This is a genomic window from Actinoplanes sp. NPDC051859 (assembly GCF_044452725.1).
Lineage (GTDB): Bacteria > Actinomycetota > Actinomycetes > Mycobacteriales > Micromonosporaceae > Actinoplanes.
Map to the genome: position 1 here is coordinate 1 of NZ_JBITBX010000018.1, position 11,642 is coordinate 11,642.

The following is an 11,642-nucleotide window of genomic DNA, read 5'->3' on the forward strand; positions in this document are numbered from 1 at the left end:
ACATCCACGACAGCCTGGTCAGCCTCGCCTGCGCCCTCATCTGCTGGCGACGCCTGATCAAATCCCGCCAGCAGAGATCGTGTTAGCAGCTCTTATTGCCGGAGGGTTCGAGGGTGCGTTGAGCATCAGTTTCCGAGGCCAGCCAGTTGCCGAACTCGCGGGGCCTCGATGTCATGGGAAGGTTTCTAGCTGGCTGATGATGAGGCCGATGCCTGCTTCCAGGGAGGCAGGCCAGCTACGGAGTCCAACGCGGCGTTGTACATGATGTCGGCGAGGCGGCTCGCGATCGTGCCGATTCCTGCCGTCGCTGGGAATCGTCCTGGGATGAGGGTCGTGGCGCTCATGGCGGCTGCTAGGGCTTCTCGGAGGGTTCCGCCTCCGGCCCGGTAAAGGTCGATGAGGTCGATGAGGTGAGCCGCAGCGGCACGCATCACGCCGCCGCTGCGCTGGTGCTGCTTTTCAAGGGCTTAGTAGACGGCGTGCGGATCGATGCGCAGCTCGCGGTCGAGGAGCAGATGTATGGCCTCGGTCATGTCGATGTCGGTTAGTTGCTCGGTCTGATCCTGTCGTTCGAAAAGTTCTTCGGCGACAGCCGCCATCGAGGCGCGCCATGGGTTAATGCCGCAGCTCAGCCCGAATATCATGCTCGTCATCATCGAGGTGTAGTGGTTATCGACTGCGGGGGGAACGCCGGCGAGGTCGTACGCGAGCGGTTTGTTGATAATGTCGCCAAGCCACGCGATGGCGTAATTCGTGTAGCGAGGGTGAGAGCCAAGGCGTTGGCCGGTACCGCCGTCGGGGCGCCCGCGGATCGCACGCGAGGCGAGCGTCGAACACTGTGCCAAGGAGAGGAATTCGGCGAGGTTTGCCCAGACGTTGGAGAGTCGCTGCCTCTGTGCAGTTGATAGGCGGGGAAGTCCGGCCTCGTGAAGGCGAACCTCAAAATCGTCGATCGCTTCGAGGTGGATCAGCTCCGTGCAGAGTTCGAGCATCTCCTGTCGGCGCTGCCCGTCGAGTTGCTTTGCCGCCAGCCGGGCAGACAAGGCGCGGTTGAGTTCGTCGGCCGCGATCTGTCCGCCGTCGCCGAAAGGCGCGTACCAGTGCACCTGCAATAGGTCGACATCGCCGCGCGCGGGTTCGCCGACGCTGTCGGGGCTGTCGGCCTGCGCGAGGGCTTGTTCGAAGCTTTGCTGCCATGCCCATGCGCGAGTCGGTGTGTCGGGGTGAATGCGCAGGACATCCTGGGCCAAGCATTCTTCCAGCAGCGACCTCAGGAATCCGGTGGTGGGTGCTGGCGGGAGAAATGTGTCATGGGCCGCTGTCACCGTGGCCCTACCGGAACTGATAGCGACCATCAGCAGCGCCGCTGCTTCTGCTCGTACGGATGCTGTTGGCCGGTCCTTTGCACCTCCGGGCTCAAGGCGCAGGGGAAACGCGGCTTCGATCTGCGACCTCTGGTGGGCTGTCCATCGGTCTCGCGCCAATCGTTGCTTCGCCGCGTACTGGGCGCGCTGCTGACGTCTTTCCCGACGTTCTTGCGCAAAGGGGTCGAACTCGCGCTCGATGGCCTGGGCGAACCCTTTGTCACACTGCAGACACCGAGTGGGCGGCCTATTAATCAAGTAGTCGTGAAGATCCGCGCGAGATCGCAGCAATGGCGCTCGGCCGCATCCCGCGCACTCGAAGCCTTGCAAGGTAATGCAGACCCCTGCTGCGGCGAGAACGTCGCAGCGTTTCAGCGTCTCGCCCCATTCGAGCGCCAGTTCGTTGATGGTAAAGCGCCACACGACGCCGCCGTGATCGGCGTCCATGCCTTCGATCGACCAGTAGCGCTCGCCGAAATCGACGAGTTCTGGGACGCTCACCTCACGCCTGGTCACCGTCAGGACGAGGCGTATTCCATCTGACGTGACGAGTTCGGGTGCGTGCCGGGTTGCTTCGGGGCTCCCTGAGGTCGAGTCGTGCGAATCCTCCTGCTGGGTGCCGTCAGGCACTGGCCTTGGGTGTGCTTCGTTCGTCATCGCGGGATCACCTCTTGCCTGGTGCGAGTTGGCCCGTGATTGCTGATGGCTCCGAGTCGGCTGAAGCGCTGGTCCAACACGCTGTCAATGCCGTACACCGCGATGTCGCATCGCCGGGTTCGAGGTGCGGCAGCAGGATCCTCGGCATCGCTCGCCAGCTCGGTACCCACGCCGAAGCCGTCCTCACTCCGGTCAGTAGGTGTCAACGTCAATGCAGATTCCGTCAGCCTCACGCCGAGACCGGGGAACTGGTCATCGATGGCCGGGATCCACCCCTCGATCGACCTGTCGAGGAATCTGACGCTGGCGTGTTTACTCGTCGTCTCGGTCCCGATGTGCTGCTGGACGTCCGTGAGTGGCACCGTTACCGTGGCACGGACCTGGGGAGCGACCAGCGCCACCCAGTGCATCAAATCGATCGGCACGGGCGAGGGCGGCGCGTTGCTACGTAGTGGCCACTGAAGTCGGCTGGTCATGGCCACGTCTCGCACCGCGGCGACACTCGGCAGCGCGGGAAGGGCTCGCGCCGCCTCGGCAACCCAGTCCGCCAGCTGGATCCCTTCATCGCTGAAAGTTCCTACTGGCCGGCGGCTGATCACAGCCCCCGTGAGGGCCCTGATCTCGGCGGTGGTGGCCATCAGTCGATGTAGCTGGCGATGGCAGGTCTGCGCGGAGAAGTCCAGGGGGCCAACCAACGCACTCAGATCACCAGGACTCAGGACAGGGCTACCGCCCGCGCGAAGATAGTCGAGGACCTGACGCAGCACCAGGCGCCCGGCCGGCCCGGTCGCCCACTCATAGCCTCCGCCGACGCCGCGCGGAACTCGCAGTCCGACGACGCGACTACCGTACACGCGTTCGCGGACGCTCTGATCAGGCCTGTTCGTGTACGGCAGTTCGAGCAGCAGCTGGATCAGCGCACGCGCCCCATCGCGAAGATGGCCGTCCTCAGTATCCGCGACGGCAAATGGATCCAGGCTTCCTGAAAGCGACACGCGGCAAGGATAAGGGCATAAGCGGCCCGGTCGACACCCCGCGCCCCCACCCATCGATTTCCATTGCTGGCGGCGTGTGAACCTTGCTGCCCTTGAGGCATTCAAGCCGCAGCCGCCGCAGCCCCCGCCGCCGCTTGCTTCGCGACGATGCGACCGCGCGAAGTTTCGGGCGGAGCCTGGGGGTGGGTCGGCCGAGTCTCGATGCCCCTGGATGGCACGCCGAGGCCATCGGCGGAACGGGCTACGCGAACTCTGCGAGATCGTATCGGCGGCCCAGCATGAAACTACCCCGACGCACTTGATTGAACAACGTCTGGTCGTTCTTCCTAAGAAAGGCGCGAATACCAGCAACAGGAAGATCTGGGCGGGGGTCCGCAATTTCAAAAAGGCGGCACGCGGACAGCGGTTCCGGCGAATTGGCAAGGGAGCGGATGATGGCCGCTTCGGCGCTGCGGATGCCGGGAGCGGGAACGGCGAATCCGTTGAGCTGGGCCTGATCTCGCTGTACTTTTATGAAAACGTCTCCGTATTGCTGTAAGGCGAATGACGCCACGGTCGCCGCACATCGCTTCATTCTTGCTCGCTTCTCGGGCGGCAGTTGCAGGATCCACAACGCGCCACCCGCCGCGAGAATCCCCAGAGTGAGCCATACGGATGAGCCCATCCGCTGCGCTGCCCAACGTGTCGTGGCTGCCATCGCACGGCCCGAGAGCATCGGCACCGCGACGAGAGCTTGAGCCTGCGTCATACTTTCATCGCGCCGGATCAGAGTTAGAAGGCCGTCCACGCCCTGCGAAGGACTGACGACACCTAGCGGGCCGAAGTCTCTGTAATTGTGCGTAAGGAGGATGCAGGGCGAAAGCAGGGCCGCCAGCGCTGCCGCAGGATAATCGTCGGCGTCCAGAGCTGCTACCCCGTCAGCGCGTTCATCGATGCCGCGCAATGAGAGGGGAATCTTCACCACCTCGATGTGCGGCAACCAGTCCTCGTTGAGAATGCGGCGTAATTCATCCTCGGGAACCTTGAACTGCTTCGCGAATCTCGGCAGTCGTCCGATGGTCTCCGCCAGCGTGGCGTACTCCATAAACAGGCGCAGGGCGCCGCTCTGCGCAGCACGCACCGACGCGGGTGGTATGCCTTCGCTCAGCTGAGCGTGAAGTCCGGTACGCACACATGAGGTATCCAGAACCATCGGAAGCGGCCCATACCCCGCCCCGGAATTACCAGAGACAACCAGGTCCGGCGTAGGAGCACCTAACACCCGACGATCGAATTCCGCAATGACAACCATGGCCCTCCATCCACCCATCCCAAGTTTATGGTGAGGATAGGCGCCGACCCTAGGAATTTTCGATGAACTGCCGTTGAGGTACCCGTGACGACCAACGGGGGAAATGCTCGCGGGACTCGAACGGGCGGGGGTGATCGTGCACGGCGCCCCGAACCCTTAAGACTCGCTTCTCGGCGCGTGGCAGCTCGCGTCTTGCGGGCATTCTGGCGGCCGGGCAGCCTGCCCCCGCGCTCACAGTCCGGGCAAGGGCGGACGCTGATGCGGAAGGCCGCAAGGTGACGAGGGGAGCCCTTGCCCTGCCCCGGTCGCTTTGGGGCTACGGCGCCCAAACGCCCACCACCCACCCGCCAACGGCGTTCGTCGTCCGCGGCGCGCGCCGCGCGGGGTCAGGTCGCGGGCACATCCGGCGAACGCCGCGTCCGACCCGGTCGACCGTTCCGCATCGTTCACCTCGTGGTGGGGATATACGGCCACAGGGCGACCACAGTCTAGTAACGGATACCGATGATAAGAATTGAGTCACATCTCGCCGGGCTTCCGCTCATGCGAATCCTGTCGGGGTTCACAGGCCCAAGGCCGGTTCGATCTTTGCGCGCGGCGGGCGGGGCGGGGGCGGCGCGAGCGGGATGGGCCAAGCCGGGCGTGCAAGCCTGACTGCACCAAACGAAGCGAGCATGGCTGCCAGCCGCCTGCCTTCGGTCGTTGATGTAACTAACGATGCCTTCGCTGGTTCTCGAAGTGTTCCTGGAGCAGGGCGTGGCGAAACTGATAGATGGCGCCCGCAACCCGGGCACCGTCGATGGCCGACGCGTTCGGACTCTGACCTCGGCGGCTTGGCCGAGCTGGGCAGCCGCCAACCTGCCGGACGCTGTTCGTGGTGTACCGCATACACGCGGCGCTGCCATTGCGATCGCAGGGACAGCGATCCTGTTCGCCTTCCGCCGGCTGCAGCCTCGCCTCGAGACGCACCGCGAAGCGTTCTGAGGTTCCTTCCCAGCCAGCCACGCCAGGCGATGGCGGACCACGGATGGCCAAGAACGCCGGGTTTATGGTTAGGTTCGTGCCGGCCCTGGCCCCGGGCCCCGGATAAACTCACCCCGGACTGGCACGATCCTCGCGCCCCCGGCCGTCAGCTGTGCATGACGCCATGCACACCAAGAGCGTCCTGCGTATCGGGTTGCGCCCTGCTCGAGCCGAAGCTCAGACACCCGCTCACCCGTATGGGTGAGCGGGTGTACCCACGAAATCGCATCGATGGCCCTGCACCTGGTTTGCTCATGGTCGTGACGACCGTCAACTGGGAACGCGAGTCGGGTGAGAAGGTCGAGGAATTCGTGTCAGCGCTGCTGCTGCTCGACCACGATGGCCCCGGCAACCGCATCACCCCCTCACAGGGTGATCGGGGTGTCGACGTGCGCCTTTTGACCGCCGAGGGCTTCGACATCCATCAGATTAAACGCTTCCACGGGCCCCTGGACGCAAAGCAGCGAGCCCAGGTGGAGAAATCCTGGAAGACGTTCGTCCGCGATACCCTGCCGATCCTACCGGTGCGTTCCTGGAGTCTGACGTGTCCATGGGACCCCACGAACGAGCGCCTGGAATGGCTTCAGGACCTCACCGCAGGTCACGACATCACGGTCAACTGGATGGGGCGTACGCAACTCGACGTACTCGCGGCGCAGAACCTAGCCCTCGTCGACTACTACTTCGGCGACGGCGGACAACGTCTGCACCGCCTGATGACCGACGTCCTACAGGGTGGACGCGATGTCCCACAGCGGCTAGCCGGCGAGGACCTTCTCGACGCGGTCGCCGTCCGTCACCTGTCGCTCTCGGATGCCCTGAACGAGGTCGACCCGTTCTACCGGTACGAATTCGAGATCCGCTACGGGCGCGTGCGCGACCTCGAGCTGCAAGAGCCTGGCCTGAGGCCGGCCACGGTTTTCGAACGGTACCTTCAGGTCGACGAGGAACGCTTCCAAGTCCTGCGGATCCTCGCGCGGCACCCCAGCGCCCCGGAGTTGCATCCGATCAGCATCGATTTGCGCCTCGAAGCAGCCGCTGGCACTCCTGACCAGGCGGCGATTGAAGACTTCATCCAGTTCGGCGCTCCGTTCGACGATCTCCCGGCAACCGTCACGTCGATCACCGGCCCGCCCGGCATGCGCCAACCCACCGGAGACGGACGGTTCACCTTCATGGTCGCCAACGACCAAGCTGCTGAGCGACCTGATCTGGAAGTCCGGCTGGTCGACTCGCACGGCAACACCCAACGCGCACTTCCGCTATCGGGTGTCCAGGTGTCACGCGCACCTGCAGGACCCGGATGGTGGATCGCAGGGCGAGACGAGACCGGTGTCCTGGAGGTCGGATTCTTCATGCAGGGACCCGATGGAAGCGACGAAGTTCGAATCACCCCACGCTCTTTGACTGGCCGGACGCCGCTCAGTGTCCTGCCGGCGATGCAGCTGGCCGCAGCGATGGCCGAGGATGTCGGCCTCCTGCTCGCAGTCAGAGGCGGGCCTGCTCTGACGTCCGTGTGGCACCTCGAAGACTCGGCGCTGAGCGCCTCCGCCCGGTGGCATCTTCGTCTCCTCGAAGCCCTGATCGAAATCCAGCAGCACACTGTTCGACGGGTCACCGTGCCCGACGTCGATACGGTCCCGACAGGGGAAATCAACGAGATCCTCAGGGTCGGCAGACTCCTGCGCGGAGAGCAGATCGAGGTGTCCTGGACCCACGTCGAGCTGACCGTCACGACACCGGAAAACCTGCCACCAGCCGGAGGGACAGAGTTCGCACTCATGAATACAGGACCGCTCACTGTGGCCCTCAGCGGTGAGCGCATCGAGCTCGACCTCGACCGCCGTGTCCTGTACCGCGCCGCGCGACTCGCCGAGTCCACCGACCTCGACGGCGTCGAAGCTGGCCACGCCATACGCCTGTTACCCGGATCCGATCCGGCAGCCATCATTGCAGCAGTCCCGCGCGAACCTGATGCCTAGCTCAACCCAAGAGTGAGGACCTTACTACGCAACACGACTGCTGTCGTCTGCCTTGGCTCGCCGGGATTTCACACCGCGCCTCGTCGAGGGCCTCGGATCACGCGTCAAAGAAGGGGAGGTCAAATGGTCGAGCCCAAAGCCGTACTCCGAGAGCTGAGATCTTTACGTTACGATCCGCCCGGCTATGCGAAGAAGGGGTCCCGCCGGACAACGTTCCAGGCCGCCGTCGAGCAGTGCGAGCAGTTCCTGGCCGCTGGTAGCCAGGCAGGCTACTCCACCAGGCCAGTACAACTTTTCTACGCGTTGTCGCAGGCCGGTAGGGCCATAGTCGCGGCATCTCCACACATCGGCAATCAGCAGTGGAGTGTGCATGGGCACGGACTCAGTTCCCGGACCAGCGCCGCAACCGTCTCCGACACTGCAGTCGTAGCATCTGAAACTGGCCTGTTCCAAGCTGTTGCGGCGGCCCTGCAGGTAGAGCCCCTCGGCGTTGCCGACGTGGTAACCGTGCGCGAGCTATGGCCGCTGCTTCCGGAGATGGTGGGCGTCACATTGCCGGGAGATCTCTCGGCGCCTGCTCTGCTTTTCATGCCGGAGAATTGGCCGAAGCGCGGCCCTTTCGCGCAGGCCGAGCTGCATTGGATTCCGCCATGGGTGCGCGAATTTTATGGCTCAAGCGCTTCACGAGTGAGGGAGTTCTTGCAACTCTATCCCGCACTACGCGGCAGCGATCTCACCTCGAGCTCCATCATGACCGGGGCAGTGAGGTGGATCGAACAGCCGCTAGGACTCGCCATAGATGTGGAATGGCGATCCAGCAACGCGCCACATACGCACGCACCAGTTCAAGACACGAGCAGTCTGGGCTTGGTCCCATACCGCGCCCAAGATGACTGGTTCGTTACCCCGCCGTTGGGAACGATGCAACAAGGCATGCACCCCTTCCTAGCCCTGTGGGCAACGCTACTGGCGCTGTCATCCCTCGCACGGTACGAGCCCGCCGCCTGGTCGAGGATGATTGACATCGATCGGTCAGCGGAGGCCAGCGCTCTGGAGCACTTGCTGGACGAAGCCGCAAACTCGATCAGTAGGTCGGTGCGGAACTTCCTCACCACGCCCACCCAAACCTGACCGAAACATCGCCACCAGGCGGCAGACTGAACCGCTCGCCCTCGCGGGAGACGACGCCGCCGACAGAACGACCGGTAGGATTCAGCACATGAACACGGATGCCCTGTGGTATCCGTACCACTCGTGGGGGTTCAAGTCCCCCCTCGGACACGTTAACCCCCACCAAAGTCATTCACGTTTAGCGGATGATTTTGGTGGGGGTTTTTCGCTATCTATCGCCCGAAGTTCGCACCGGTGAGAACGAGTTGACCGGTCTCGGTTGCCTCAGCTGAGGCGGTCTCATCAGGCTCGGTTTCTTGGCCGGTGTCGAGGGTGATGCTGACCGGCGTGCAGACGATCGTGATCCGGTCGGCCCGCAACCCGTTGGGCCAGGTCCCGTAGCTCGAGGACTTCCGGGTTCACCCCGATGTGGTGCGCGTACTGGATCCGGGCCTGCGCTACGATCTGATCCTGACGCATATACAGCACTTTGGCCCGGTTGAGTTGGGCGTCGCTGGCACTGGTGTAGCCGTGCCGGCACCGGTACCGGGCTCTGCCGTGCGCCCGATGCCCCTCCATGCAGCGTCCGCACAGCCCGCAGATCACCAGGCCGGTCAGTTGGTAGCGGTCCGTGCTGGCGTCGTCTGGTACCGCGAGCGCGTTGACCTGCTGCACCCGCAGGGAGTCGGTGTCTGTGACGAGCGCCGGGTGCGCGCCTGGCCGGGAGAACTCCCATTGGTCACGAGGGTTCCAGCAGCGCGTCGGCTTGCTGCCCCGCGGCCGGCTCGACTTGTCGCCCGGCCTGGTCTCGTGTTGGTCGATGTGCTGGCGGCGCCATACCTGACGGCCGGTGTAGCGCGGGTTGGCCAGGATCGCCGCGACCGTGCGGACCGTCCACGCGGCGCCACTGCAGTGCGGGTTGCGGTCCCGGTCGTACGCTGATGGCGGCACCACCCCTTGGGCGTTCAACGTGCCTGCGATCCCGGCGACGCTGTACCCGGCGAGTCGTTGCGCGAACATCCACCGCACGTGCGGTGCGGTTTCCGGGTCCGGGTCAATGCGCAGCAGGCGTCTGCCCCACCGGGCGTGCTGCGGGTTCGGGTGCGGGCCCCCATCGTCGAGGCGGTAGCCGTAGGGCGGACGACCTCCGAGGTGCCGGCCTTGTGTGCGGACCTGGGCGCGCATCGCCGCCATGGTGCGGCGGCGGGCGCGCAGCACCTCCCGTTCGGCCTGGTACCCGAGCAGTGACAGCAGGGACTGGTGGGTGATGTCGCTCAGGTGGACCGGACCGCCGAACTCTGCCAGCCACACACTGACTCCGTAGGCGTGCAGTTCGGCGATGACGCTGCGGGCCTGATCGGCAGCGAAGGCCCGCTCGAACTCGCCGATCACCACGGCGTCGAAGCCGCGTTGCGGGTCGGCCACCGCGCGCAGCAGCGCGGCGGCCGGCGACGCCAAGGCAGGCTGCGGGAGTAGCCGACGTCGAAGAACTCGGCCACAATATGGCCGCGGCCGGCGATGGTCCGGTCGGCGTTCTCGCGCTGCCATTCGCGCGACGACGCCAAATCTTGGAATCGGCCTGTGGAGGTGCGGCCGTAGAACGCGAACCGCAACCCCGCATCGGCCGCTGATACGCGGCGCCGGCCGCGGATGCGGGGCTGGCCGGGGCCGTGGGAGAGCCAGTCCTCGAACGCGGCGGTCTGCATCTCGTCCATCGTGGTGGACATACCGATCACCTCGATCCGAGGCCGCGAGTACAGCAAAGCGGACTCTTACGTGCAGTGTGCGACGGCGGCAACGCATCGCGCGGCTGGTGTCACCGTGAAGCTGGACGGATGTACGCCGTCCGGCTGAGGCTCGGCCAACCGTGTCAGCGAATCCCCCAGTTGGGCGGGCTGTGAGCCATACGAATTCTTCGCGGGTGTCAGCGCAGCTCGCCTGCGTAGGCACGTTACGGCTCGTTGTCTAGCGTCGTCGCGCACCCGGCGTAGGACCTCCCCGAGATGCGTTCTGACTCGAACGGCTCGTACGCCTCAGCGGTGTCGAAGAAGGTGACACCCCAGTCCACCGCGGTACGGGATGATCTTAATCATGTCTTCTCGGCTGCTGATGCGACGGATTCGTAGACATCAGCACCGGGTATTACGCGATCAGCTGAGCTGCCGGAGGCGTTCCAGCAGCGGGCCGGCTGCTTCGTCGAGGAAGCGCTGCTGGAGAGCGTCACCGACCTGGAGCAGGGCGATGTCAGTGAAGCCAGCTTGCAGGAACGGTTTGACGCTTTCGGCGAGTTCATCCAGGTCCGGCCCGCAGGCGATCGAATCGGCTACGTCTTCTTTGCGCACGAATTGACTGGCTGCTTGAAAGCCGGCCGGGGTGGGTAGGTCGGCGTTGACGCCCCAGCCGCCGCCGAACCAGCGGAACTGTTCGTGGGCCAGATCGATGGCCTGCTGCTTGTCCGGGGCCCAGCAGATCGGCAATTGGCCGATAGCGCGGGACTTACCGGCGCCCCGCGGGCGGGCTTTGTTCCAGCCTGTCACCAGGTCGGCGTCCGGTTCCACGGCGACGAGGTGGTCACCCAGTGGGGCGAAGCGTTCCATCGACTTGTCACCCGAGACGGCCAACGCGATCGGCACGCCCCCTTCAGGGGCGTCCCAGATGCGGGCTGAGTCGACGCGGAAGTAGTCGCCTTCCCAGGTGATCAGTTCACCGGTGTGCAGTTCACGGATGATGTTGACAGCTTCTTCCAGCATGTCTTGGCGCTGGGCGACCGGGGGCCAGCCGTCCCCGGTCACGTGCTCGTTCAAGTTTTCCCCGGCACCCAACCCGAGGATGAACCGGCCGTCGGACAGCACTTGCAGAGTGGCCGCTTTCTGTGCCACCACGGCGGGGTGGTAACGCTGGATCGGGCAGGTCACGTAGGTCGCCAGCTCCACCCTCGAGGTGGCATGAGCGACCGCGCCGAGCACTGTCCAGGCATACGGTGCGTGGCCTTGCTCGGTCAGCCAGGGCGAGTAGTGGTCGCTGGAGACCTCGAAGTCGAAACCGACTTGTTCGGCCTGCACGGCGTAGCGCACCAAGTCCTTCGGCCCGCTCTGCTCCGTCATCAAGGTGTAACCGAACTTGACCACGCGCCCCCACGCCCCTTAATTGTTCTGGTGAAGTACTTGTAACGCCTTCCCGCAGCGGTCATGGTCAAACCGGGGAGAGCCAGTAGACGGCC

Annotated in this window: 9 protein-coding genes; 2 read left to right on the forward strand and 7 right to left on the reverse strand. The window is 64.7% G+C overall.

All coding sequences use genetic code 11. From position 1 onward, the window contains the following. Positions 1-467: 467 nt before the first annotated feature. From ACIA1L_RS30315 to ACIA1L_RS30325, 3 genes are all read right to left on the reverse strand, one after another. Complete coding sequence (locus tag ACIA1L_RS30315) at positions 468-2,021, reverse strand: hypothetical protein (RefSeq protein ID WP_396076443.1); 1,554 nt, start codon at positions 2,019-2,021, stop codon at positions 468-470. After that, complete coding sequence (locus ACIA1L_RS30320; RefSeq protein ID WP_396076444.1) at positions 2,018-3,016, reverse strand: hypothetical protein; 999 nt, start codon at positions 3,014-3,016, stop codon at positions 2,018-2,020. Before ACIA1L_RS30320 ends, ACIA1L_RS30315 begins: the two co-directional genes overlap by 4 nt. A 241-nt stretch (positions 3,017-3,257) precedes the next feature. Then, positions 3,258-4,136, reverse strand: a complete 879-nt coding sequence (locus ACIA1L_RS30325; protein ID WP_396076445.1) for a hypothetical protein — start codon at positions 4,134-4,136, stop codon at positions 3,258-3,260. A gap of 1,454 nt (positions 4,137-5,590) precedes the next feature. On the opposite strand from ACIA1L_RS30325, the gene ACIA1L_RS30330 reads away from it, so the two are divergent. Both ACIA1L_RS30330 and ACIA1L_RS30335 read left to right on the forward strand, forming a co-directional pair. Further along, positions 5,591-7,312 (forward strand): hypothetical protein, encoded by a 1,722-nt coding sequence (locus tag ACIA1L_RS30330; RefSeq protein ID WP_396076446.1) that lies wholly within the window; start codon positions 5,591-5,593, stop codon positions 7,310-7,312. Between the two features lie 123 nt (positions 7,313-7,435). Beyond that, on the forward strand, positions 7,436-8,443 hold the full coding sequence (locus ACIA1L_RS30335; protein WP_396076447.1) for a YaaC family protein: 1,008 nt from the start codon (positions 7,436-7,438) through the stop codon (positions 8,441-8,443). Between the two features lie 282 nt (positions 8,444-8,725). Here ACIA1L_RS30335 and ACIA1L_RS30340 read toward each other — a convergent pair whose 3' ends face one another. From ACIA1L_RS30340 to ACIA1L_RS30355, 4 genes are all read right to left on the reverse strand, one after another. Further along, positions 8,726-9,880: a recombinase family protein gene (locus ACIA1L_RS30340; protein WP_396076448.1), complete on the reverse strand. Its 1,155-nt coding sequence runs from the start codon at positions 9,878-9,880 to the stop codon at positions 8,726-8,728. Beyond that, positions 9,811-10,149, reverse strand: coding sequence for a hypothetical protein (locus tag ACIA1L_RS30345; protein ID WP_396076449.1), 339 nt, complete (start codon positions 10,147-10,149; stop codon positions 9,811-9,813). Before ACIA1L_RS30345 ends, ACIA1L_RS30340 begins: the two co-directional genes overlap by 70 nt. A 224-nt stretch (positions 10,150-10,373) precedes the next feature. Further along, complete coding sequence (locus ACIA1L_RS30350; protein WP_396076450.1) at positions 10,374-10,490, reverse strand: hypothetical protein; 117 nt, start codon at positions 10,488-10,490, stop codon at positions 10,374-10,376. Positions 10,491-10,572: 82 nt separating this feature from the next. Continuing rightward, the gene (locus ACIA1L_RS30355; protein WP_396076452.1) at positions 10,573-11,550 is read right to left on the reverse strand and encodes a TIGR03557 family F420-dependent LLM class oxidoreductase; all 978 of its coding nucleotides are present in this window, start codon (positions 11,548-11,550) and stop codon (positions 10,573-10,575) included. Positions 11,551-11,642: the final 92 nt, after the last annotated feature.